At 71.6% G+C, this 22941-nt stretch carries 22 protein-coding genes; 17 read left to right on the top strand and 5 right to left on the bottom strand.

What is annotated here, in order from left to right:
• The first annotated feature begins 47 nt into the window (after positions 1 to 47).
• From DA075_RS21120 to DA075_RS21040, 17 genes are all read left to right on the top strand, one after another.
• Positions 48 to 1874, top strand: coding sequence for a DEAD/DEAH box helicase (locus tag DA075_RS21120; protein WP_099954891.1), 1827 nt, complete (start codon positions 48 to 50; stop codon positions 1872 to 1874).
• A 305-nt stretch (positions 1875 to 2179) separates the two neighbouring features.
• Positions 2180 to 3013 carry a tellurite resistance TerB family protein gene (locus DA075_RS21115; protein WP_099954890.1) on the top strand — a complete coding sequence of 278 codons (834 nt, stop codon included), beginning with the start codon at positions 2180 to 2182 and terminating at the stop codon, positions 3011 to 3013.
• Positions 3014 to 3087: 74 nt separating this feature from the next.
• Positions 3088 to 3792: a septum site-determining protein MinC gene (gene minC / locus DA075_RS21110; protein ID WP_099954889.1), complete on the top strand. Its 705-nt coding sequence runs from the start codon at positions 3088 to 3090 to the stop codon at positions 3790 to 3792.
• Between the two features lie 128 nt (positions 3793 to 3920).
• A complete protein-coding gene (gene minD / locus DA075_RS21105) occupies positions 3921 to 4736 on the top strand; it encodes a septum site-determining protein MinD (protein ID WP_099954888.1) in 816 nt (271 codons plus the stop codon).
• Positions 4733 to 5002: a cell division topological specificity factor MinE gene (gene minE / locus DA075_RS21100; protein WP_048446263.1), complete on the top strand. Its 270-nt coding sequence runs from the start codon at positions 4733 to 4735 to the stop codon at positions 5000 to 5002. The genes minD and minE overlap by 4 nt, the downstream gene beginning before the upstream one ends.
• A gap of 508 nt (positions 5003 to 5510) precedes the next feature.
• Positions 5511 to 5834, top strand: coding sequence for an ArsR/SmtB family transcription factor (locus DA075_RS21095; RefSeq protein WP_099954887.1), 324 nt, complete (start codon positions 5511 to 5513; stop codon positions 5832 to 5834).
• Positions 5835 to 6114: 280 nt separating this feature from the next.
• A complete protein-coding gene (locus DA075_RS21090; protein WP_099954886.1) occupies positions 6115 to 6540 on the top strand; it encodes a YeeE/YedE family protein in 426 nt (141 codons plus the stop codon).
• Positions 6541 to 6543: 3 nt separating this feature from the next.
• Positions 6544 to 6993: a YeeE/YedE family protein gene (locus DA075_RS21085; protein ID WP_099954885.1), complete on the top strand. Its 450-nt coding sequence runs from the start codon at positions 6544 to 6546 to the stop codon at positions 6991 to 6993.
• Positions 6994 to 7128: 135 nt separating this feature from the next.
• Positions 7129 to 8040, top strand: coding sequence for an MBL fold metallo-hydrolase (locus DA075_RS21080; RefSeq protein WP_099954884.1), 912 nt, complete (start codon positions 7129 to 7131; stop codon positions 8038 to 8040).
• 23 nt (positions 8041 to 8063) lie between these two features.
• The gene (locus DA075_RS21075) at positions 8064 to 8450 is read left to right on the top strand and encodes a rhodanese-like domain-containing protein (protein WP_099956714.1); all 387 of its coding nucleotides are present in this window, start codon (positions 8064 to 8066) and stop codon (positions 8448 to 8450) included.
• Between the two features lie 213 nt (positions 8451 to 8663).
• Positions 8664 to 9668, top strand: a complete 1005-nt coding sequence (locus DA075_RS21070; RefSeq protein WP_420813157.1) for an efflux RND transporter periplasmic adaptor subunit — start codon at positions 8664 to 8666, stop codon at positions 9666 to 9668.
• A 45-nt stretch (positions 9669 to 9713) separates the two neighbouring features.
• Positions 9714 to 12887 carry an efflux RND transporter permease subunit gene (locus tag DA075_RS21065; RefSeq protein ID WP_099954883.1) on the top strand — a complete coding sequence of 1058 codons (3174 nt, stop codon included), beginning with the start codon at positions 9714 to 9716 and terminating at the stop codon, positions 12885 to 12887.
• Positions 12888 to 13247: 360 nt separating this feature from the next.
• The gene (locus DA075_RS21060; protein WP_099954882.1) at positions 13248 to 13499 is read left to right on the top strand and encodes a hypothetical protein; all 252 of its coding nucleotides are present in this window, start codon (positions 13248 to 13250) and stop codon (positions 13497 to 13499) included.
• 145 nt (positions 13500 to 13644) lie between these two features.
• Complete coding sequence (locus tag DA075_RS21055) at positions 13645 to 14103, top strand: response regulator (RefSeq protein ID WP_099954881.1); 459 nt, start codon at positions 13645 to 13647, stop codon at positions 14101 to 14103.
• Between the two features lie 76 nt (positions 14104 to 14179).
• The gene (locus tag DA075_RS21050; protein WP_099954880.1) at positions 14180 to 14827 is read left to right on the top strand and encodes a BON domain-containing protein; all 648 of its coding nucleotides are present in this window, start codon (positions 14180 to 14182) and stop codon (positions 14825 to 14827) included.
• Positions 14828 to 15176: 349 nt separating this feature from the next.
• Entirely contained in the window at positions 15177 to 15626 is a 450-nt protein-coding gene (locus DA075_RS21045) for a host attachment protein (protein WP_099954879.1), read from the top strand.
• A gap of 299 nt (positions 15627 to 15925) precedes the next feature.
• Positions 15926 to 18520 (top strand): phosphoketolase family protein, encoded by a 2595-nt coding sequence (locus DA075_RS21040; RefSeq protein ID WP_099954878.1) that lies wholly within the window; start codon positions 15926 to 15928, stop codon positions 18518 to 18520.
• A gap of 354 nt (positions 18521 to 18874) precedes the next feature.
• Here the strand turns inward: DA075_RS21040 and DA075_RS21035 are convergent, their stop codons facing one another.
• From DA075_RS21035 to DA075_RS21015, 5 genes are all read right to left on the bottom strand, one after another.
• On the bottom strand, positions 18875 to 19363 hold the full coding sequence (locus tag DA075_RS21035) for a hypothetical protein (protein ID WP_414468152.1): 489 nt from the start codon (positions 19361 to 19363) through the stop codon (positions 18875 to 18877).
• A gap of 36 nt (positions 19364 to 19399) precedes the next feature.
• Positions 19400 to 20050: a BON domain-containing protein gene (locus DA075_RS21030; protein ID WP_099954877.1), complete on the bottom strand. Its 651-nt coding sequence runs from the start codon at positions 20048 to 20050 to the stop codon at positions 19400 to 19402.
• Positions 20047 to 20508: a DUF1476 domain-containing protein gene (locus DA075_RS21025; RefSeq protein WP_099954876.1), complete on the bottom strand. Its 462-nt coding sequence runs from the start codon at positions 20506 to 20508 to the stop codon at positions 20047 to 20049. Before DA075_RS21025 ends, DA075_RS21030 begins: the two co-directional genes overlap by 4 nt.
• Positions 20509 to 20550: 42 nt before the next feature.
• Positions 20551 to 21231 carry a helix-turn-helix domain-containing protein gene (locus DA075_RS21020; protein ID WP_099956712.1) on the bottom strand — a complete coding sequence of 227 codons (681 nt, stop codon included), beginning with the start codon at positions 21229 to 21231 and terminating at the stop codon, positions 20551 to 20553.
• Between the two features lie 539 nt (positions 21232 to 21770).
• Positions 21771 to 22493 (bottom strand): Crp/Fnr family transcriptional regulator, encoded by a 723-nt coding sequence (locus tag DA075_RS21015; RefSeq protein ID WP_164712428.1) that lies wholly within the window; start codon positions 22491 to 22493, stop codon positions 21771 to 21773.
• Positions 22494 to 22941 lie beyond the last annotated feature (448 nt).

Below are 22941 nucleotides of genomic sequence, written 5' to 3'. Positions count from 1 at the left end.
GGCGGGCTCCGGCATGGTCCGGTGATGGTTCGCGATTCCTTCCGGCCTTGAGCGCCCCGTCCCGCCCCCTGCGCAGCCACCAGCGCAGCCTGTTCGAGCTCGTGGCCTCGCTCGCCCGCGGCGAGGCCACGGGCATCACCGACATCCTGGCGGCGGTGACGCCCGGCGGCGGCAAGTCGCTCCTGCCGGTCATCGCGGCCTCCCGGCTGATCGCGGCGGGCGTCGTCGACCGGGTGGTCTGGGTCGTGCCGCGGGATTCCCTGCGCCTCCAGGCCGAGGAAGCCTTCGCCGATCCGGCCTGGCGCTCGGCGCTGGGCCATGCCCTGTCGGTGCGGGCCGCCGACAATTCCCCCGATCCGAGCCGGGGCCTGGCCGGCTACGTCACCACCTACCAGGCGGTCGCGGCGGCCCCCGCCCTGCACCTCGCCGAGATGCGGCGCCACCGCACCCTCCTCGTCGTCGACGAGGTGCACCACCTGCCGGCCCTCGCCGATGGCGAGACCGGGAGCGAGGCCGCGGCCTGGAGCAACGCATTGCTGCCGCTGTTCCGCGAGGCGCGATTGCGGCTGCTCCTCTCCGGCACGCTGGAGCGGGCCGACGGCCGGCGCATCCTGTGGCTGCCCTATCGGACGGAGAACGGCGCGCCGGTGCCGGACATCGAGGCGCCGGGCTGGGCGGTGATCGGCTATTCCCGCGCCGAGGCCCTGGCCGAGAAGGCGGTGCTGCCGGTCAATTTCGGGGCGTTGGACGGCGAGGCGAGCTGGCTCGAGGGCGGGCGCACCAGCGGCCAGGCCCGGGTCGGCCCGCACCGGCTCTCGGGCTCGGGCCCGAGCGCGACGACGCGGCCGGCGCTGTTCACGGCGCTCCGCACCGGTTTCGCCCGCGACCTCCTGCGCGAGGCGTTCTTCGCCACCCGCCGGCTGCGGGCCGAGCGCCGGCGCAAGCGCGGCCTCCACGCGACGGAGGCGGTCCGGGGCCTCGGCAAGCTCCTGGTCGTCGCGCCGGACCAGGCGAGCGCGCAGAGCTACCACGCGATGATCCAGGCCTGGATGCCGGAGGAGCAGGCGCGGCGCGACGTGCGCATCGCGACCTCGGCGGAGGCCGACGCCCACGCGGCCCTCGCCGCCTTCCGGCTGACTCCGGAGCCCGCCGTGCTGGTGACGGTGGCGATGGCCTATGAGGGGCTCGACGCCCCGGAGGTCGCGGTGGTGGCGGCGCTGACCCATATCCGCTCGCGCCCCTGGCTCGAGCAGATGATCGCCCGGGCGACCCGGGTCGATCCCCATGCGGGCGACTATGCCGACCAGCACGCCCTGGTCTTCCACCCCGACGACCCGCTCTTCGCGCAGTTCCGTGCCCGGATCGAGACCGAGCAGGCGACCGCGACCCGGCCGCGCAAGCGCCCGACCGGCGCCGCCTCGCCCGAGCCGCGGCCGCTGGCCCGGGAGACCGACGAGGGCATCGTGCCGCTGGAGAGCAACGCGCTCGGCCTGCGCTACGCCATGCTGCGGCCCGGCCCCTCCGTGGCAATGGCACGGCCCGAAGCGGCCGAGGCGCCGCCGGTCCCACCCTCGCGGGTCGAGCGGGCCCTGCGGGCCCGGGTTGCCGCCATGGTGACGGCGCAGGCGGTGGAGGACGAGGCCGAGCTGCGGCTGCCCCGCGGCGCGTCCCTGGCCCACCGCTACAATGCGGTGCTCAAGCGCCTCTTCAACAACAAGAGCCGCGCCGCGATGACCGTCGAGGAACTGGAGGCGGCCCTCGCCTGGCTGGAGCGCAACCGGTTGCAGGACCACCTGCACCTGCTCGACGGCGATGCGCGCTATGCCTGGAGCGTGCGGCGGCGCTGGGCCGGGGCGGAACGGCGGCCGGGATGATGGTGTCCGCCTGATATTCCCTAATACCAGGATGTCGCGGGATCCCCTCTCCCGTGTGGGAGAGGGGCAGGGGTGAGGGTGGCGCACTTCAGGGTTAAGCTCAGATTGTCGTGCTGGCAGCTCGATGTTCAGTGCTTGATTCTGAGCCCGCGCCATTCTCACCCCTGACCCCTCTCCCAACGGGAGCGGGGAACGCGCTCTACTGAGATGTGGCGAGGGAATTTTCGGCATCTCAGCCGCCCCCCTGCCCTTGCGGGACCGCCCCGTCACCCCAATCTCGTCGGCTCGTGCCGGAGGGAGCCCCGATGTTCGACGCCAAGCGCCTGCTCGACCAGTTCCTCGGCGGCGCGCCGAGGGGAGGATCCTTCGGCGGCCATCCCGGCCAGACGCCCTACAACCAAGGCCAGTACGGCCACGCGCCCTCCCCCCTCGAACAGGTCGCCCGCTCCCTCGGCGGTGGGGGCGGCAAGGCGGCGGTCCTCGGCGGGCTCGCCTCCCTGGTCCTCGGGGGGCGGCGCGGTCATGGCGGGTTCGGATCGGGCTTCGGCGCCCCGGGCATGGGGTCCGGGATGGGGTCCGCCGGACGGCTCGGCGGCCTCGCCCTCATCGGCACCCTCGCCTACCAGGCCTATCAGAGCTGGCAGGCGAATCAGGGCCAGCCGAACCGAGGCCAGCATGCGCCCGCGCCCGCCCGTGCAGGCGGCTTCATCCCCTCCGCCGACGAGGCGGCCCGGATGCTCGGCGGCACGCGCTTCGCGCCCGCCTCGCCGGCCGAGGAGCAGGACCAGGCCCGGGCGCTGCTGATCGCGATGATCACCGCCGCCAAGGCCGACGGCCACATCGATGCGGAGGAGCAACGCCGCATCTTCGGCGAGATGGACCGTCACGCCCTGGAGGCCGACGACAAGGCTTTCCTGATGGATGCCCTGCGCGCACCCGTCGATGTCGAGGCGGTGGCGCGTCTCGCCCGCAGCCCTGAACAGGCGAGCGAGCTCTACGCCGCCTCCCTGATGGCGGTCACCATCGATTCGCCGCAGGAACGGGCATATCTCGACGATCTCGCCCGGCAACTCGGGCTCGATCCGGGCTTCGCGCGCCACATCGAAGCCACGCTCACCGCCGCGTCATCGCAAAGGTGAACACTTCGTTACGGTCGTTAACCATTCGCTAACCATCGGACGCGCCTGATGGGCTGGTAACGAGTCGTAAAGACGTGACCAGCCAGACCCAAACCCGCCCGCCGATCCGCTTCCGTGGCCGCTCGTTCCTGGCGGTCGTGTTAGCTCCCGAGGCGCCGATCGAGGATTGGCTCGCCGACCTCGATGCCCTTGCCAAGCGCTCTCCGGCGTTCTTCGCCGGCCGCGCCGTGATCCTCGACGTGACCGCGCTCGCGCCGAGCCGGGACGCGCTTCACGACCTGGTGGCCGCCCTCAATCAGCGCGAGATCCCCATTATGGGGATCGAGGGCGCCGGGGCCGGCTCGCTCGGGCCCGGGATGCCGCCGCCCCTCAATGGCGGCCGGCCCTCCGGCGAGGTGGCGATGCCCGGCGAGGCGCCGGCCGCCGCCCCGGTCGAGCGGGTGACGGGCGCGAAGTCGCTGATGCTGGAGAGCCCCGTGCGCTCCGGCCAGGCGATCCTCTTCCCCGAGGGCGACGTGACCGTGATGGGCTCGGTGGCCTCGGGCGCCGAGGTCATCGCCGGCGGCTCGATCCACATCTACGGGGCGCTGCGGGGCCGCGCCATTGCGGGAGCCGCGGGGTCGCCGGGGGCCCGCATCTTCTGCCGCAAGTTCGAGCCCGAGCTGCTCGCGATCGACGGCCTCTACCGCATCGCCGACGACATCGACCCGAGCTTGCGCGGCCGCGCCGTCCAGGTCTGGCTCGACGGCGACACGATGCGCACCGCCGCCCTCGACTAACCTCGCCACACGTCTTCGCCGCCCTGGGGGCCCCGCGGCAACGATCCGCGGACGGGGCGAGATCCAAGAAAACACACGCAGCGGCCACGCCGGCCGCGACTTCGTGATCGATCGCTCAAGGGGGACCAATGGCCAAAGTCATCGTGGTGACGTCCGGCAAGGGAGGGGTGGGCAAGACCACCACGACGGCGGCTTTGGGCGCGGCCCTGGCCCGGACCGGACAGAAAGTCTGCGTGGTCGATTTCGATGTCGGCCTGCGCAACCTCGACCTCATCATGGGCGCCGAGCGCCGGGTCGTCTACGACCTCATCAACGTCGTCCAGGGCGACGCCAAGCTCACCCAGGCGCTCATCCGCGACAAGCGCCTCGACACCCTGTCGCTGCTGCCCGCCTCGCAGACCCGCGACAAGGACGCGCTGACCGACGAGGGCGTCGCCCGCGTGATCGGGGAGCTTCGCGAGAAGTTCGACTGGGTGATCTGCGACAGCCCGGCCGGCATCGAGCGCGGCGCGACGCTGGCGATGCGCCACGCCGACATCGCCGTGGTGGTGACGAATCCCGAGGTCTCCTCGGTGCGCGACTCCGACCGCATCATCGGGCTCCTCGATTCCAAGACCGAGCGGGCCGAGAAGGGCGAGCGGCTGGAGAAGCACCTGATCCTGACCCGCTACGACCCCGGTCGGGCCGAGCGCGGCGAGATGCTGAAGATCGACGACGTGCTGGAGATCCTGTCGATCCCGCTGCTCGCCGTGATCCCGGAGAGCGAGGAGGTGCTGAAGGCCTCGAACCTCGGCAGCCCGGTGACGCTCAACGCGCCCCAGAGCGCCCCGGCCCGCGCCTATGCCGACGCAGTCAGGCGCCTGAAGGGCGAGACCGTGGCGATGACCGTACCGGTCGAGAAGCGCTCGCTGCTCGGCAAGCTTTTCCCCCGGAGGGCGGCATGAACCTGCTGAGCTTCCTGTCGCGGCGCGGGACGGCGCCGGTAGCGCGCGAGCGGCTTCAGATCCTGCTGGCGCACGAGCGCACCGCGTTCGGCCGCTCGGACCTGGTGGCGGTGCTGCGCGAGGAGATCCTGGCGGTGATCGCCAAGCACGTCGCCATCGACCAGGAGAAGGTGAAGGTGACGATGGAGCGGGGCGACGCCGTCTCGACCCTCGGCGTCGACATCGAACTCCCGGACAACAAGGTCGCCCGGCTCGCCAGCGCCTGACGCAGCTCCGGTCCGATCGTGGCCGTCCCGGGAAGGAACGGGCCGGCCCAGGCGGGCGGGGGGCGGCGCCCCCCGCCGACGTTTCGCGTTCGCCGGCCCATGACGCGACAACCGGAGGTGATCGTCCGGATGCTCATGAAGGCGGGCCCGCCCGTGCGGTGATTCATGCCGGCCCGTCCTCCGGTTGCACCGGGATCGGAGTCCGCGCGATCCTGCGGCCCATCTCCGGCACGCCGCCCTCATGGTCGCCAGCATGATGCTCACCTGGCAGGTCTCCCTGCTCGGGAGACGTCAGGCGGAGTGGCACGGGGCAAGACTGCATAGCTGCTTGTTTTTGCATCATTTTCGTCGCCGAACCGGCCACCGCTGCGGCGAAGGATGCCTCGCCGCGGGAGCCTCCTCGCGATCGGCGTTCGGCGGCGGCTCGCACCGCATCGGGCGGGACGGTGCACCGGCATGGTATGAGGGTCACCGGACCGACCCGTGTCCGGCACGCGAGACTGGGGCCATGGACGCCACGCCGCCGACCGAATGGATGCGCCTCCAGGACAAGGCCGGCGACGCGGCGCGCCTTCTTCGCCTCCTCGCCAACGAGAAGCGCCTGCTCATCCTGTGCCTGCTGGCCGCCCAGGGCGAGAGGGACGTCACGAGCCTCGCCGAAGCGGTCGGGCTCAGCCAATCGGCCCTGTCCCAGCACCTCGCCCGGCTGCGGGAGGACGGGCTGGTCGCGTTCCGGCGGGAGAGCCAGACGCTGTATTACCGGCTGGAGGACCCCCGGGCCGCGCAGCTGCTCGCCACCCTGAAGGACATCTTCTGCCCGGACCTCGCCTGACCTCACGCGACCTCCGGGGATCGGTCCCGCTGCGGCCCTCCCGCAAGGAGCGGCGGTCTCGTGCGGGAGCGGGATTGCGGAATGGGCGTCGGCGACATCGAGACGGTCGGGAAGCGGCGGTTCAGGTCGGGGGACTGGCGGTGCCGGGCTCCCTTGTCAGAAACATTAGAGATATCTAAATAAGCATTATCTAATGTAAATGCGCGATCGCGAAGCCGCGGTGCAAGCTCCCCCGAGGGACCGCACCGGCCTCGCGGACCGGAACAGGGATCCGACGGCGATGGACACCTTCACGCCACTCACGGCCACCCTCGGCGGGATCATGATCGGAACCTCCGCGGCCCTGTTCCTGCTCCTCAACGGGCGCATCGCCGGAATCAGCGGCATCCTGGGCGGCCTGCTCGCCCCGAAGCCGGGCGAGAGCGGCTGGCGGGTCGCCTTCCTGGCCGGCCTGGTCCTGGCGCCGACCGCCTATGCCGTCCTCGGCGGCATCCTGCCGCCGGTGACGGTCGAGGGGTCGCTCCCGCGCCTGATCCTCGCGGGCCTGCTGGTCGGAATCGGCGCGCGTCTCGGGTCCGGCTGCACCAGCGGCCACGGCGTCTGCGGCATCGGCCGGGGCTCGCCCCGCTCCCTCGTCGCCACCGGCACCTTCATGGCGGTCGCGATCCTGACCGTCTTCGTCGTCCGCCACGTGCTCGGAGCCTGAGCCATGGCCAGAACCGCCTCCGCCTTCGCCGCCGGCTTGCTGTTCGGCCTCGGCCTGATCGTGTCCGGCATGGCCGATCCGGCCAAGGTCCTGGCCTTCCTGGACGTGGCCGGCCGCTGGGATCCGAGTCTCGCCTTCGTCATGGCGGGCGCCGTCTCGGTCTTCGCCATCGGCTACCGCATCGCGACGCGCCGCGGCCGGCCCTTGCTCGCCGCCCGGCTCGACATCCCGACCCGGCGCGACCTCGACCCGCGCCTGGTCGCCGGCGCCGCGATCTTCGGCGTCGGCTGGGGGCTCGCCGGCCTCTGCCCCGGGCCGGCCCTGACCCTGCTCACGGTCGCCTCGGCTCCCGCCGCGATCTTCGTGGCCGCGATGGTCGTCGGCATGGTGCTCGTCACCCTCCTGCCCTCGCCGGCCTCGACGCCAACCGCCTTGCAGGGCGACGACGCATGATGCCCGGCCTGCCGACATCCGGTCTCGTCATGGCCTCCGGCGGGGTCGCCGGCCTCGTCATGCTGGCCGGCCTCTCTCTCGTCGCCCGCGGAGCCCTGCCGCCCCTCGCTGCTGAATCCGCAATGGAGCAGATCCATGCCCGACCGGACTACCGCGCCCCTGGGCGGACCGCCGATCGTCGCCGGCTTCCATGACGAGCCGACCGGCAGCGTCCAGTACGTCGTCGCCGATCCCGAGACGAAGCGTTGCGCCATCATCGACCCGGTCCTCGACTTCGACCCGAAATCCGGCGCGACCGCCACCCGCTCCGCCGACGCCCTCCTCGCCCATCTCGAACGTGAGGGATACGCGCTGGCGTGGATCCTCGACACGCACCCGCATGCCGACCATTTCTCGGCCGCCGGCTACCTGCATGACCGGACGGGCGCCCCGACCGCCATCGGCGAGAAGGTGGTCGCGGTGCAGACGCTCTGGAAGGGGCTCTACAACCTGCCCGACACGGTCCGGACCGACGGCTCGCAGTGGAGCCGGCTCTTCGCCGATGGCGAGCGCTTCCGGATCGGCAACCTGGAGGCCGAGGTGATGTTCACGCCGGGCCACACCCTGGCCTCCATCGCCTACCGGATCGGAGACGCCGCCTTCATCCACGACACCTTGTTCATGCCCGATAGCGGCACGGCCCGGGCCGACTTCCCGGGCGGCGACGCCCACGCGCTCTGGCGCAGCATCCAGCGCATCCTGGCGCTGCCGGACGGGACGCGGCTGTTCACCGGGCATGATTACCGCCCGGGCGGGCGCGCCGCGGCCTGGGAGAGCACGGTCGCGCAACAGCGGGCGGAGAACCTTCACCTGGTCGACACCCCGGGCGAGGAGGCGTTCGTGCGGATGCGCGAGGCCCGCGACCGCGGACTGCCGATGCCGAGGCTCATCCTGCACGCCTTGCAGGTGAACATCCGCGGCGGGCGCCTGCCCGAGCCCGAGGCGAACGGACGGCGTTACCTGAAGATCCCGCTCGACGCCCTCGCCGGCGCGGCATGGGGCGAGTGACGGGGCGAATGACGGAGGCGAGCATGACAGGCAAGAGCGCGAAGGACCTGGTGGCCGAGGCGAACCGCGAGGTGCGGACCCTGTCGGCCGAGGAGGCGCTGCGCGGCCTCGGCCAGCCCGGCACGGTGCTCGTGGATGTGCGCGAGGGCGAGGAGCTGGCCAGGACCGGCCGGATCGCCGGTGCGATCCACGTGCCGCGCGGCGTGCTGGAGTTCCAGGCCGATCCGGCGAGCCCGAGCCACAAGGCCGAGCTCGGGGGCGGCCGGAGGCTGATCCTCTATTGTGCCTCGGGCAACCGCTCGGCCCTGGCCGCCAAGGCGCTCCAGGAGATGGGCCTGGGTCCGGTCGCTCACGTGGCCGGGGGCTTCGCCGCGCTGGAGAAAGCTGGCGGACCCGTCGAGCCGGCGTGAGGCGCGCGACGCCCCGGCCCGCCCGATCCTGGCCCGGGATCCTGACACGACATCATCCGGACGCGGATTCGCGAGCCTTCCGGACCTAACCCGGCCGACTCCCTGGTCCAAGCTCGACCGTCGGGTGGACCGCTCGCGCAAAGCCGGGCAGAAACGGCGACAGGTGCCGGGCGACCGGTGCCGGGAACGGGACACCGAAGGGGAGGCGCGATGATGCGGCGGGCGATGCTGTCCGCGGTGCTGGCGGCGTGCGTTTGCGGCGTCACGAGCGAGCCGGCGCGGAGCCAGGGACAGCCTCGCGTATCGCGGGTGGCCGGCCGCGTGGCCGTGCGGCTGACGGAGGAGGAGCGGGCCCGCATCGGCGTCGTGACGGCGCACCTCGTGCCGCAGCCGCACCGGATCGAGATCCTGGCCTATGGCAGCGTCCTCGACCTCGCCCGCATCACCGACCTGACCAACAGCTACGCGGGGGCGGTCGCCGCCCTGCGCACCGCCAAGGCCCGGGCGGAGGTGTCCGCCGGCGCCCTGCGTCGGGCCCGGAGCCTCGGCCCGACGCTCGTCGCCGGCGCCCAGCTGGAGACGGTCGAGGGCACCGCCCAGACCGACGAGGCGGCGGTCGCCGCCGCCGAGTCGCAGGTGCGGACCCTCGCCGCCACCGCGCAGCAGGAATGGGGTCCGGTGCTCGGCCGGGCGATCGTCGAGCGGGCCCCCCTCGTCACCCGCCTGATCGAGCGGGCGGACCTCTTGGTGCAGGTGACGCTGCCCTCCGGCGAGGCGATGAGGGCGCCCCCGGCCACGGCCTTCGCCGAGGTGCCGCCGCAGAGCGAGCGCGTGACCATGCGCTTCGTCTCGCCGGCGACGCGGACCGACCAGCGCATCCAGGGCGTGAGCTACTACTACCTCGTGGCCGGCGACGGCGGCCTCCTGCCGGGCATGAGCGTGCAGGCCTTCCTCACCTCGCCGCGGGAGAGCGTGGGGATCGCGGTGCCTGAGAGCGCCGTGATCCACTGGCAGGGAAGCGCCTGGATCTACCGGGGCATCGGCGCCGACACCTTCGCCCGGCACCCGCTCAAGCCCGATGCCGCGATGTCCGCGGACCGCTACGTGATCGACGACCTCGGCGGGGATGCGGACATCGTCGTGACCGGGCCGCAGGCGGTGCTCAGCGAGGAGCTGAAGGGCCAGACCCAGGCCTCCGGCGACACGGATGACGACTGAGCGCCAGACGACGACCGAGCGCCCTATGAAGGCCGAGCACCAGGCGTGACCCCGACGAACCCGCCGCCGGCCGACGGGCCGCCCCTTGCCGGGCAACCGCCGACGCCCCCCGCATCGGGCCTCCAGGCGGCCCTGGTCCGCGCCGCCGTGCGCCGGCCGGGGATCGTCGTCGCCCTCGCCCTGGCGCTCGTCGTCTACGGCCTCGTTGCCCTGGGCTCGGCCCAGTACGACGTCTTCCCGGAATTCGCTCCCCCCACCGTGACGGTGCAGACCGAGGCGCCCGGCCTCAACCCGGAACAGGTCGAGGTGCTCGTGACGCAGGCCGTCGAGGGGGCGGTCAGCGGCCTGCCCGGCCTCGCGACCTTGCGGTCGAACTCGATCCAGGGGGTCTCGGTGGTGACCGCGACCTTCCGCGCCGGCAGCGACATCGACCGGGCGCGCCAGCGCGTCGGCGAGCGGCTGGCCGGGATCGCGGGCCGGCTGCCCCAGGGCGTGGCGCCCCCCACCATGACGGCGCTGACCTCGTCGACGAGCGCGGTCCTGCTCGTCGGCCTGACCTCGGACACGCGCTCGCTCATGGACCTGCGGACGGTGGCGGATTGGCGGGTGCGCCTGCGCCTCCTCGCGGCCCCGGGGGTGGGCGAGGTGCTGGTCTATGGCGGCGACATCCGCTCGATCCGCATCCAGGTGCGGCCGCAGGATCTCATCCGCTTCCGCATCGGCCTCGCCGACGTGCTCGCCGCCGGCCGCAAGGCGACCGGACTGCGCGGGGCCGGCTTCATCGACACGGTCAACCAGCGCATCACCCTCCAGACCGAGGGGCAGTCGGTGACCCCGGCGGCGGTCGCCCGCACGGTGCTGGTCAACGAGGGCGGCGCGAGCGTGGTGCTGGGCGACGTCGCCGACGTGGTCGCCGGTCCGGAACCGGCGATCAGCGCCGCCCTGGTCGACGGGCAGCCGGGCGTCCTGATGATGATCGGCGCGCAGTACGGGGCCAACACCGTCGCGGTCGCGGACGGGGTCGAGGCGGCGCTCGCCGAGCTGCAACCGGGTCTCGCCGGGGACGGGATCACCCTGCGCACCGACCTCTTCCGCCCGGCCGGCTTCGTCGCGCAGGCCACCGGCCACGTCCTGCAGGCCCTGGCGCTCGGCGGCCTCCTCGTCGTGGCGGTCCTGCTCATCTTCCTGTTCGACTGGCGCACGGCGCTGATCAGCGCCGCGGCGATCCCGCTCTCGCTCATCGGCGCGGTCCTGGTGCTCGGGGCGTTCGGCCTGAGCCTCAACACCATGACGCTCGGCGGCCTCGCCATCGCCATCGGCGAGGTGGTCGACGACGCGGTGATCGGCGTCGAGAACGCGGTGCGCCGCCTGCGGGAGAACCGGCGCCTGCCGGACCCGCTGCCGGAGGCCCGGGTGGTGCTGGCCGCCATCCTGGAGGTCCGGGTCTCGGTCGCCTACGCGACCTTCGCGGTGCTGCTGGTCTTCCTGCCGGTGCTGGCGCTCTCCGGCGTGCCCGGCCGCCTGTTCGGCCCCCTGGCGCTCGCCTACATCCTGGCGGTGCTGGCCTCCCTGGTCGTGGCCCTTACCGTCACGCCGGCCCTCGCGCGCCTGCTGCTCACCGGGCGCGAACGCCTGGCCGCCCGGGAGCCGCCGGTCATCCGGGCGGTGCGCGGCGCCTATGTCCGCCTCCTCGGAACCCTCTCGCGGCACCCCGTCCTCGTGGGGGCGGCGGGCCTGCTTGCCATCCTGGCGGGCGCCGTCCCGGTCCCGTCCTTCGGCGGCGCCTTCCTCCCCGACCTCAAGGAGGGGCATTTCATCCTTCACATGGCCACGGCCCCCGGCACGTCGTTGCAGGAGACCCTGCGGCTCGGGGGCCACGTCACGGCGGGCCTCAAGGCGGTGCCGGGGGTGCGGGCCGTCGCCCAGCAGGTCGGCCGGGCCGAGGCGGGCTACGATCTCGGCGGGACCCACGAGAGCGAGATCCACATCGATCTCACGCCGGGGCTCGACGGCGCGGCCCAGGACCGGGCCGAGGCCGGGATCCGGGCGCTGATGGCGGCCACGCCCGGGGTGACCGTCTCGCTGAAGACCTTCCTCACGGAGCGTATCGAGGAGGTCGTCTCGGGCTTCACCGCCCCGGTGGTGGTCAGCGTCTACGGGGCGGATCTCGACCGGATCGAGGCGGCCGCCCGGGACGTGGCCCGGGAGCTCGCCGAAATCCGGGGCGCCGCCGGCATCCAGCTCAGGTCGCCGGCGGGCCTGCCGCAGATCAACCTCTCCTTGCGCCCCAACGACCTGCGCCACTGGGGCCTCGACGCGATCGAGGTGCTGGAGCTCGCCCGCACGGCCTTCCAGGGCGACACGGTCGGCCAGTCCTACGAGGGCAATGCGGTGTTCAACGTCGTGGTCGTCCTCGATCCGGCCGCTCGCTCCCGGCTGGCGAGCCTCGGCGACCTGCCCCTGCGGACCCCCGGCGGCAGCCATATCCGCCTGTCGCAGGTCGCGGACATCTACGAGACGGTGGGGCGCTATGCCGTCGCGCATCACGGGGCGCAGCGGGTGCGGGTGGTCACGGCGAATGTCGAGGGCCGGGACATCGGCTCCTTCACCGAGGCCGTCAAACGCAAGATCGCCCGGGAGGTGAAGCCGCCTCCCGGCGTCTTCATCAGCGTCGGAGGCGCGGCCGAGGCCCAGGCCAGGGCCCGCCGCGACCTGGCGCTCTATGCCGGGCTCGCCGGGCTCGGGATCGTGCTCCTGCTGGCCGTCGTCACCGGCTCCTTCGCCAACCTCGTGCTGATCCTCGTCAACACCCCCTTCGCCTTCGTCGGCGGGGTCATGGCCGTTTCCGCGACCGGCGGCCTCGTCTCCCTCGGCGTCATCGTCGGCTTCGTGACGCTGTTCGGCATCTCGCTGCGCAACACGATCATGATGATCGCCCATTACGAGCACCTCGTGCTCGTCGAGGGACGGCCATGGACGCGAGCCACGGCGATCGAGGGGGCCGCCGACCGCCTGGTGCCGATCCTGATGACCTCCCTGGTCACCGGCCTCGGTCTCTTGCCCCTGGCGCTCGGCGCCGGCGAGCCGGGCCGCGAGATCGAGGGGCCGATGGCGATCGTGATCCTGGGCGGGCTCGCCAGCTCGACGCTCCTGAACCTCTCCGTGCTGCCGGTCCTGGCGGAGCGCTTCGCGCGGTTCCGCCGACAGGATCGGGAGTGAGGGCCATGCCGGTGCCGGGGCGCCCCGGCACGCTCGACGGCCTGCTGCGGATCGGCTGGTCTGCCCCCTCACCGACCTTGCGCTGGATCAAGGCCACGGCCCCCCGCGGCGCCGATGATCCCGCATCCGGAAGACGGAGAGGGGCATGCTGTTCGTGACCGACCACGAGGTCGTCCCGGACGATGCCGGCCACGACCGCCGCCGCCTCCACCAGGAGGCCGTGGTCGCCGTGCCCGGTCTCGGCCACGGACAGGGCCGGGCCCCGCTTCTGCGAGACCGTCGGCATCGTCGGCTGGGGCCTGCGGGCGGACAGACGCGGGGCCGTGGTCCCGACCGAACGCCCTGCATGAGGAGGCTGCGATGAGCCACGACCTTGGCGAGCCCGTTCACTGGCAGGGGCGGCAATGGGCCGTGACGGCGTACGGGATCGAGGCGCTCGACGGAATGTACCATGTTCCGTTCTCCGAGATTCCAGGGGCGGATGACGGACCCGCGCCCTGGCTGGAGGCGCTGCGCCGCCGCTACGGGACGGATCGCGACGACCTCGACGCCGCCCTGAAGGTGGCCCGCGGAATCCTGTCCGCCGCCGCCCCCACGGTCGCGGAGGGCTGAGACGGGGCGGCCGCGGACCCGCGATGCGACGCCGGCCTCATCGATCGCGCAGCCCTTGATCCAGCGCAACGCGAGCCCCTCCCATCCTCCCATCCTGGGCCCGATCGCGAGTGCTCAAGGAATGGGGTTCAGGGGAGGCAAGGCGATGCAGACGACGACACCCGCGCCGGTCGTGCTGGTGGCCGAGCCGCAGGCCCTGCCGGGCCTGTGGCTGGAGGACGTGCTGGCCGATGCCGGCTGCACGGTCAGCGGTCCTTACGGCACCTGCACGGAGGCTCTCGCGAGCCTGGATGCGGCGCCCCCTGCCTTCGCCGTGGTCAGCACGGACCTGAACCGGGGCTCGGGCTTCCCGCTCGCCTGCGCGCTGCGGCGGCGCGGCATCCCCTTCGCCCTGATCGCCGGGCCGGCGCCGATCCCGCGTGCCTTCGTCGACGTGCCCCGGCTCGACCGGCTCTTCGGGGCGGCCGAGATGATCGGGACCGTCGCCGCCGGCCATGCGGGGCCGGGCGAGCGCCGGGGACGCTGGACCTGCCCCATGGCGGATCGCCTGTCGGCCGGCGGCGCCCTTGCGCTGGATCAATGTCCGACCGCCTGCCGGGCCTAGCCTCATCTTCGCCCTCGGCCGGGTCTCGGTCGGCCCCGCCCCGGACGGGATCAAGGAGCCATCCAAGGAGGCACTCATGAGTGACAGGATGATCCGCCAGAACGTCATCGACGAGCTCGAATTCGATCCGAGCATCGACGCCGCCCATATCGGCGTCGCGGTCGAGGACGGCATCGTCACGCTCACCGGGCACGTCGCGAGCTACACCGAGCGCGTGGCCGCCGAGAAGGCCACCCGGAAGGTCCGCGGCGTGCGCGGCGTCGTCGAGGAGATCACGGTGCGCTTTGCCGGCGACGCGCCGCCGCGCGACGAGGACCTGGCCCACCGGGCGGTGCAGATGCTCGACTGGGCGGTGACCGTGCCGAAGAACGCCGTGCAGGTGAAGGTGCAGGACGGCTGGGTGACGCTGACCGGCCAGGTCGAGTGGCAGTACCAGCGGGAGGAGGCGCGCGCCGCGCTCAAGCGGCTGACCGGCGTCGCCGGCATCGTCAACATGATCGACGTGACCCCGCGGGCGGACGCGGCCGACGTGCGCAGGAAGATCGAGGCGGCGCTCAAGCGCAGCGCCGAGGTCGAGGCGGACGCGATCCGGGTGACGGTCGAGGACGCGCAAGTGACGCTCGAGGGCAAGGTGCATGCCTGGCACGAGCTCAGGCTGGCCGAGACCGCGGCCTGGTCCGCCCCCGGCGTCCGGGCCGTCGTCGACCGGCTCACCGTCGCCTGAACCGCGGCGCGGGGCGCGGGCTCGTCTCCATCCCCGTGCGCGGACACGAGGCCCGCCCGGACCGACCGCAGGGCCCGCATGACAGGCGCCGGCATCCCGGGCGCCGTCGCTCCCGCGCCGGAGGTCCGCCGAGCGCCTGCGCCGGGTGGGCCGGCGTGCCGACGATGTCGGGCCGGCCTGATCGTGGCGGGTGCCTTCGGCCCGACGCGCCTGCGCGGGCGGGCCTTCGGGGTCACCTGTGACCTGTCACCTGTGACCTGTCACCCGGGACCTGTCACCCGGGACCTGCCGGCCGGCAGCCCGGTCTGCTGCCTGATGAGCCATCGACCGGAAGGGCGGGAGCGACCTGATGACCGCGAAGCCTCCTCTGCTGATCCCGCATCACGGATGCGTCCTCGTCGCCGACGGCCGGAAGGCCCTCGTGCTGCGCAACGAGGGATACCCGCTCAACCCGAACCTCCAGATCCAGCAGGTGACCGAAGCACCGCCCAACCCGGCGACCCACGAGCAGGGCACCGACCGGCCGACCCGCGTCCGGGTCGACGAGCGCCGCAGCGCCATCGCGCAGACGGACTGGCACGAGCAGGCCGAGCAGCGTTTCGCGGCCGAGATCGCGGAAGGGCTCGCCCGCCTCGCCGGTCCGATCTCGGCTCTGGTCATCGTCGCCGCGCCGCGCACCCTCGCCGTCCTGCGCCTCGCCCTGCCCGAGCGGCTCCGGCGCATCGTCGTGGCGGAGGTCGACCAGGATCTGACGAAGAACACCGTGAGCGAGATCCAGGAACATCTCTGCGCCCGATGACCCGGCGCGACAATCCGATGCGACGATCCAAGGCGGCGACCCGGGGTCGTCGCTTCCGGCGAGCCGTCTCTGCACGCCGTCTCTGCCGGCGGCGACGGAGCCTCGGGACCGGCCTGCCCGCGGTCTCGATCACGTCCGGGCGACGGGACGCGGCGCCTCCAGGTGGCCGTCCCGGGCGACGCCTCCCGCGTCGGGCGCAGGCCCGCAGCGAGCGTTGATCCACCTCAAGGCCGACCGACGGCCTTGCCGGCACGGTCGCCCGCGATCCGCCGAAATGGGCGAAAAGCCGGGAGGCCGAGATGGAAGCGACCACGGGCGCAACGCAGCCGCCGCGCCGCATCGGAGCCGAACGACGCGAGGAGCACGATCTGCCCTTCGTGCCGGGCCCGCTCGGACCGCAGGCCCTGCGCGAGATCGACGCCTATTGGCGTGCCGCCAACTACCTGTCGGTCGGGCAGATCTACCTGATGGACAACCCGCTGCTGCGCCAGCCCCTGGGGCCCCAGCACGTCAAGCCGCGCCTTCTCGGGCATTGGGGCACCACGCCGGGGTTGAACTTCATCTACGCGCACCTGAACCGGGTGATCCGCCAGCGCGACCTCGACATGATGGCGGTCTGGGGACCCGGCCACGGCGCCCCCGGCCTCGTCGCCAATGCCTGGCTCGAAGGGACCTATGGCGAGCTCTACCCGGACGTGTCGCGCGACGCCGACGGGATGGCGCGCCTGTTCCGGCAATTCTCGTTCCCGGGCGGCATTCCGAGCCACGCCTCGCCGGACCTGCCGGGCTCGATCCACGAGGGCGGCGAGCTCGGCTACGCGCTGGCCCACGCCTTCGGCGCCGCCCTCGACAATCCGGGCCTGACCGTCGCCTGCGTGATCGGCGACGGCGAGGCGGAGACGGGACCGCTCGCCGCCTCCTGGCACTCGAACAAGTTCCTGGATCCGCTGCGCGACGGCACGGTGCTGCCGATCCTGCACCTCAACGGCTACAAGATCGCCAATCCGGCCCTCCTCGCCCGCCTGGAGCGGAACGAGCTGGAGAGCCTGCTCGTCGGCTACGGCTACGCCCCCGTCTTCGTCGAGGGTCACGAGCCCGGCCCGATGCACCAGGCGATGGCGGTCGCCCTCGACGCGGCCTTCGACGCCATCGCGGCGATCCGGGACCAGGCGCGGCGTGGGGCGACCGGGCGCCCGCGCTGGCCGATGATCGTGCTGCGCAGCCCGAAGGGCTGGACCGGGCCGAGGACGGTCGACGGCAAGCCGGTCGAGGGGACGTGGCGGTCGCATCAGGTCCCGGTCGCGTCCGTGCGCGAGAACCCGGAGCACCTCGCGATCCTGGAGCGCTGGATGCGCTCCTACCACCCGGAGGAGCTGTTCACGGCCGACGGCGCGCCCGCGTCGGATCTCGCGGCCCTGGCGCCGACGGGGCCGCGGCGCCTCTCGGCGAACCCTCACGCCAACGGGCACGGGTCGAGGCCCCTGCGCCTGCCGGAGCTGGCGCCCCTCGCGGTCGAGGTGCCGGCACCGGGCCGCGTCACCGCGGAGGCGACAAGAGAACTCGGCCGCTACCTGCGCGAGACCCTGGTCCTGAACCGGGAGGCCCGCAACTTCCGCATCATGGGGCCCGACGAGACCGCCTCGAACCGCCTCGACGCGGTGTTCGACGTCACGATCCGCGCCTGGCAGGGCCCGATCCTGCCGGGCGACGATCATCTCGGCCGGGACGGTCGCGTGATGGAGGTCTTGAGCGAGCATCTCTGCGAGGGCTGGCTCGAGGGCTACGTGCTGACCGGCCGCCACGGCCTGTTCGCGACCTACGAGGCCTTCGTGCACGTGGTCGACTCGATGGTGAACCAGCACGCCAAGTGGCTCAAGGGGTCCCGCGCCCTGCCCTGGCGCCGGCCGGTGCCCTCGCTCAACATCCTCTTGTCGTCCCACGTCTGGCGCCAGGACCATAACGGCTTCAGCCACCAGGATCCGGGCTTCATCGACTTCCTCGCCAACAAGCGTGGCGACACGGCCCGCATCTACCTGCCGCCGGACGCCAACACCCTGCTCTGCGTCATGGACCACTGCCTGCGCACCCACGACCGCATCAACGTGGTGGTGGCCGGCAAGCAGATGGCTCCGCAATGGCTCGATCTCGACGCGGCGGCGGCGCATTGCGCGGCGGGCGCCGGGATCTGGGGGTGGGCCTCGAACGAAGGCGAGGTCGAGCCCGACGTGGTGATGGCCTGCGCCGGCGACGTGCCGACCCTGGAGACCCTGGCGGCAGTCGAGTGGCTGCGCCGGCACGTGCCGGACCTGCGCCTGCGCGTCGTCAACGTCGTCGACCTGATGACGCTGGCCTCGCCCGAGATGCATCCGCACGGGCTCGACGACGCCACCTTCGACAGCCTGTTCACCCGCGACCGGCCGGTGGTCTTCGCCTATCACGGCTATCCGTGGCTCATCCACCGGCTGACCTACCGGCGCCGGAACCACGACAGCTTCCATGTGCACGGCTTCGTCGAGGAAGGTACCACGACGACGCCGTTCGACATGTGCGTGCTGAACCGGCTCGACCGCTACCACCTCGCGCAAGCGGCCCTGCGCACCGTCCCGCGACGCCTCGGGACCCGGGGCGACCACGCCGAGCAGGCGCTGCGGGACGCGCTCGCCGCCCACCATGCCCATGTCTGCCGGACCGGCGAGGACCTGCCGGAGATCCGGAACTGGGCCTGGCCGGAGCGGCACGACCCGGCGCAGCCGGATCCGCGCCGGGTCGAGGGCGACATCATGCAGGGCGATGGCGGGATCGGTGGGCAGGACAGGGGGGCGGGGGATCCGGGCCGCTCCGGCCCGGCCGAGACGGTGGACGGCTGGACCATCATGCCCGAGGAGCGACGCTGAGACGCCGTCCCCCGGCATCGATCCGCGATGCCGGGGAGCCCCTGGCCGGACGAAGCATCATTCGCCGACGTGGTCACCGGTTCGGCGACGCAAATAATCCAAAAACAAAAAGATAAGCTGAGTTGCCAATACAAGCAGAGTCACCCTGTGCAGCTCTGCTTAGAGCCCGTTCGATCGACCTCCGACGTCGTCACGCCCTCCTCGACAGTCCGGGGCCGCTCAGCGGAGCCGGACTGTCGAGGAGGGCGTCGAGACCGTCGAGTCGGTCGAACAGGCTCTCGGGGCATTTCGAGGCCGGGCCGACCACGGCCCTGCCCCCATGGTCGAGGGTTCCGCGGCGCGGAAGCCGGACGGTCACGGCTCCCGGTCCGGGGTCACCTCGCTTACATACGCGACCATGAAGGTCTGGAAGTCCCCGCTGCCGGCGTCGCGGATCGAGACGTACTCGCCCACCACGAAGGCGTGCGTTCCGAGGCGGTAGCCGGGCTCGTCGTCGTCCGTGGTGCGGTCGTCGTAGTCGATGAGCCAGGTCGCCCCGCCCTCCCCGCCGGCCCGGTGGACGAGGCGTCCGTGGCGGTCCGGCTCGCCGGTCCAGAAGCGGCGCACGCGGCAATGGTCGCGGGCCTCGCGCCAGAGCGCGGCGTCGAGGCGGCCGCCCGGCCCGAGCGGCGCGACGAGGTCGTAGCCGCGGCCGGCGCTGCCGTCGGGATGCTCGGGGCAGCGCGCCAGCGTCAGGGTCACGCGGTGCAGCTCGGCCGATGGGCCCGGGCCGGGAGCGGCGGCGCCGCGGCCATGCGCGCGCCGACCGGGCGCCTGCGTTCCGCGTGGTGTTCCATGGGCGATGTCATGAGCCATGGTCGTCTCCTCAGGTCTCTCTCCTCAGGTCATGGCGACGGTGTGGTCCTCGACGGCGCGCACGCCCGGGACCGACCAGGCCGCACGCTCGGCGGCCTCCCGCTCGGCGAGCGACGAGACGGCGCCTTCCAGGGTGACCCGGTCTCCCTCGACCCGGATCGTGATCGCATCCGCATCGAGCAGGGCGTGGCGCCGGAAGGCCTCCAGGATCTTGCTCCGGACCGCGCTGGGCCGGACCTCCGGCCGGACCTCGATCAGGTTCGACACCCCGACGACGCCGGACAGCTTGCGCACGGCCGCCTCCGCCCCCGCCACCTGGTACTGCCAGGGCACGGCACCGGTCAGCGTGATCCAGCCCTTGGCGACGCGGACCTGGATGGCGTCCTTCGGCAGGTGCACCGACCAGTCGATGATCGCCAGCGCCCGCGCGGCGATCTGGTCGTCCATCACCTTCTTGGCCTGGGGGAAGCGGACCTCGATCTCCTGGGCGATGGCGCGCACGCCCTTCACGCGGCGCACCGCGCGCTCGGCCGCGACCTGCTCGGCGTAGCTGCCGACATGGCCGGTCAGGGTGACGACGCCCTCCGCGACGGCGACGCCGATCTCGGCCGCGTCGAGGCTGGGATCGAAGTCGAGTTCGTCGAGGACGTCGCGGCGCAGATCCTTGTCGGTCATGGCATGGTCCCCTTCGGCATGGCCCCCTTCGGCATGGCTCCCTCGGCATCGCTCCCGGTGACGCAAGCTGCGTTCGTCGAGATCGTCCCGCGTTCGTCGAATTCTCGGGCGGGCTCCAGGGACGAGCCTTGATCCAGCGCAAGGCCGCCGCGGCTCTCCGCCCTGGCGAGCCCGGCGCAGCGCTGCATCTCCCGGCACAGCACGGAGACCGGCTCGTCGGCACCTGCCGCCGCGAGTTCCACGGCGAGGCGCGCCAGGAGCGCTTCGTCGTCGAGGAGCACGGTCTGCGCGACGAAGGTGTCGGTGAAGCGCGAGGCCGCGTCGGGGCCGAGCTCCATCCGCGCGCAGGCCCAGCGCGCCAGAAGCCGGTTGCGACGCGTGCGTTCCTGAAAGCGCTTGTCCTCCTCGTGCACGAATTGGCGCTCGAAGGCCTCCTCGCGCGCGTCGAACGTCGTCATGGCGACCTCCCCTCATGACCTTTCCGGGTGCCCGGCGGGCGCTCAATCCTCGACGAGCCGGTGCATCCGGCTGCGGCGCAGGCTGACCTGCCGCCCGCCGGTGCGCAGGAGCGCACCCTCGCCTTCGAGCTGGGAGATCGTGCGCGAGACGGTCTCGATGGTCAGCCCGAGATAATCGGCGATGTCGCGGCGGGTCATCGGCACGTCGAACGTGCCGGTGCCGCCCAGGCGCAGATCGACGTCGAGCAGGAAGGCGGCGACGCGTTCGAGCGCCGAGCGCCGCCCGAGCAGCAGCATGTGGTCCTGGGCGTGGCGCAGGGAGCGGGTCGCCAGGCTCCAGAGCTGGCAGGCGACCTCCGCCCGGTGGGTGGCGATCCGCTCGATCTGCCGCCGCTTGAAGATCAGGACCCGGGTCCCGGACAGGGCCTCGGCGCTGTGCCGGTGGGTCTCGCCCTGCTCTAAGCCGAACAGGTCGCCGGGCAGGTGGAAGCCGGTGATCTGGCGCCGGCCGTCGCTCAGCACCTTGTGGGTGCGGACAGCGCCCTGCACCACCCGGTAGACGCTCTCGGCCTCCTCGCCTTCCCCGAAGATCTCCTCCTCGCGGCCGTACGTCGAGGGCGTGCCGATGAGTTCGGGGCACCCGGCGAAGAGGGCGCCGCCGCCGCCGGCTATCACTGGCGTGCGGGGGCTCACGATCGGGCTTGGAACAGCAGGCCGGACCATCTCTCGCGACATTGGTGCGTTCCTCATCCCGTTGGACGAGGGTGAGAGTGTCCGGAATATTGTCCTCCCGGAATTCCGGTCGACCGCTTAAGCGGACCTGCTTAAGGGCAACTACGTAGGCGCGGCCTTCATGGCGGAGCGGGTGACGGTGGAGCGGGCCGCAGAGTGCCGCGGCGCGAGCCCGGAAACCCCGGCGCACCGACCGCTCACGTCGTCACGCCATCATCCGTGACGACAGCGCACGGATCGATGCCGTGGCCGGGCCCGTCACAGAGCCATATCGCCCTGCGATGCGCGCAGTGCCGCCTCGGCACCTTCATCACGGCAGGAATCACGCGGTTGGCTAGTCATGTTTGTCGGCAATGTAAGTATGATTTATTTCATATAAATTGCTTGAACGTGATGAAAATCGGGATCGCAATCCAAAAATCTAAGAAATATTAGATCATAGGGTGAAAATATAAATATTATGATCATTTGCAATATTGATAATGATTTACAGCTATAATTTTTTCAAGTGTGCTATTATAGATGAAAACTCAAACTCCGAGCGCATTGCCGGCAATCAATGCGGCGAGTTGGTGTGGGGCAGGCGCATGGTTTGCGCGATAGACAGGACCTGCGCGGCACAGGTAGTTGTCGTTGAACTGCGCGAGCCTCTGCAGGGCGGCGAAATCCGGGATCGTAAGCAGCTGGCGCTTCAACGTGATCAGGCCCGCCGCGCGCAACTCCTGCAAGATACGGTTCACGTGAACGGTCGACAGGCCGACCGTCTCGCCCAAATCTTCCTGCGTGATCGGCAGAGTGCAGCTGTCATCGTCGGCCAGTCCGACAGCACGCATGCGGATGATGATTTCACAGAACAAGTGAGCGATGCGCTCGCGGGCCGTGCGCAGGCCGGCATTCGCCGTCCATTCACGCTGGATGGCGGAGGTGGCGAGCATGTCGAACCAGAATGCACGCGCGATGCCAGGTGATCGTTCCATCGCTGACACGATGTCTCGCCCATTGATCTGGGCCGACCGGCCGATGGTCAGGGCTCTCACAGAATAATTAACGGCATTCGGAAAATTAAGGGGCGTGCTGCACACATCACCGGGAATCAGGTACGCGATGATCTGCCGGCGCCCATCGTCGAGTTGCTTGTAGCAGCAGGCCCATCCCTCCAGGATCACTCTCACATGCCGCAGGGCAACGCCCTCTTCGATCAAGTCCTGATTGGGGCTGAAGCAGACGGCATCGCGAACGAGCTGCTGCAGCATCTGCCTGTCGTCCGTCGAGAAACTTGCGCAAGGGTCAAGCTTGCGGATGAGGTGATGTGGCATGCTCGGCCTCAACGTCGCACCCCGAAGGATGTATGTCTCAATGTATCCCGACGTTGATCTGGATCAACATCTGCATCCCGGCCTATCTCGATCAGCTGATCACGCTCACACCGGCTAGGCCACCGTGGGATAGTAGACGATCTGCGGGCCAATACGCTGGAGATGGGACGGCGGGAAAATGCGCAACCTTCCGCGGCGAGATCGCGCGGGCGTGAGCGAGGCGGATGGGCGTGCGATCGAACCCGGCCGTCGCTTCGATGCGCATGCCGAAGCGACCGGTTTGCGCTGGATCAAGGCGCCCGGGGCGGCGCCCGTCAGGCTCGGCCTCCAGCCGGAACGGGGAAGGCGAGTCGTATCCTCCCGAGGCTCGCTCTGGGCCGCTCCG

It is taken from the genome of Methylobacterium currus (assembly GCF_003058325.1).
Taxonomy (GTDB): domain Bacteria; phylum Pseudomonadota; class Alphaproteobacteria; order Rhizobiales; family Beijerinckiaceae; genus Methylobacterium; species Methylobacterium currus.
The sequence above is the reverse complement of the archived record's forward strand: the minus strand, read 5'-3'. Positions and strand labels throughout refer to the sequence as shown.

What these genes read in the sequence shown, in the direction of transcription:
- DA075_RS21060 (WP_099954882.1), top strand. Translation starts at nt 13,248, where the DNA reads ATGAGCCACGACCTTGGCGAGCCCGTTCACTGGCAGGGGCGGCAATGG.
- DA075_RS21080 (WP_099954884.1), top strand. Translation starts at nt 7,129, where the DNA reads ATGCCCGACCGGACTACCGCGCCCCTGGGCGGACCGCCGATCGTCGCC.
- DA075_RS21115 (WP_099954890.1), top strand. Translation starts at nt 2,180, where the DNA reads ATGTTCGACGCCAAGCGCCTGCTCGACCAGTTCCTCGGCGGCGCGCCG.
- DA075_RS21050 (WP_099954880.1), top strand. Translation starts at nt 14,180, where the DNA reads ATGAGTGACAGGATGATCCGCCAGAACGTCATCGACGAGCTCGAATTC.
- DA075_RS21075 (WP_099956714.1), top strand. Translation starts at nt 8,064, where the DNA reads ATGACAGGCAAGAGCGCGAAGGACCTGGTGGCCGAGGCGAACCGCGAG.
- DA075_RS21090 (WP_099954886.1), top strand. Translation starts at nt 6,115, where the DNA reads ATGGACACCTTCACGCCACTCACGGCCACCCTCGGCGGGATCATGATC.
- DA075_RS21020 (WP_099956712.1), bottom strand. Translation starts at nt 21,231, where the DNA reads ATGGTCCGGCCTGCTGTTCCAAGCCCGATCGTGAGCCCCCGCACGCCA.
- DA075_RS21030 (WP_099954877.1), bottom strand. Translation starts at nt 20,050, where the DNA reads ATGACCGACAAGGATCTGCGCCGCGACGTCCTCGACGAACTCGACTTC.
- DA075_RS21045 (WP_099954879.1), top strand. Translation starts at nt 15,177, where the DNA reads ATGACCGCGAAGCCTCCTCTGCTGATCCCGCATCACGGATGCGTCCTC.
- DA075_RS21095 (WP_099954887.1), top strand. Translation starts at nt 5,511, where the DNA reads ATGGACGCCACGCCGCCGACCGAATGGATGCGCCTCCAGGACAAGGCC.
- DA075_RS21085 (WP_099954885.1), top strand. Translation starts at nt 6,544, where the DNA reads ATGGCCAGAACCGCCTCCGCCTTCGCCGCCGGCTTGCTGTTCGGCCTC.
- minD (WP_099954888.1), top strand. Translation starts at nt 3,921, where the DNA reads ATGGCCAAAGTCATCGTGGTGACGTCCGGCAAGGGAGGGGTGGGCAAG.
- DA075_RS21040 (WP_099954878.1), top strand. Translation starts at nt 15,926, where the DNA reads ATGGAAGCGACCACGGGCGCAACGCAGCCGCCGCGCCGCATCGGAGCC.
- minE (WP_048446263.1), top strand. Translation starts at nt 4,733, where the DNA reads ATGAACCTGCTGAGCTTCCTGTCGCGGCGCGGGACGGCGCCGGTAGCG.
- DA075_RS21055 (WP_099954881.1), top strand. Translation starts at nt 13,645, where the DNA reads ATGCAGACGACGACACCCGCGCCGGTCGTGCTGGTGGCCGAGCCGCAG.
- DA075_RS21070 (WP_420813157.1), top strand. Translation starts at nt 8,664, where the DNA reads ATGCGGCGGGCGATGCTGTCCGCGGTGCTGGCGGCGTGCGTTTGCGGC.
- DA075_RS21015 (WP_164712428.1), bottom strand. Translation starts at nt 22,493, where the DNA reads ATGCTGCAGCAGCTCGTTCGCGATGCCGTCTGCTTCAGCCCCAATCAG.
- DA075_RS21025 (WP_099954876.1), bottom strand. Translation starts at nt 20,508, where the DNA reads ATGACGACGTTCGACGCGCGCGAGGAGGCCTTCGAGCGCCAATTCGTG.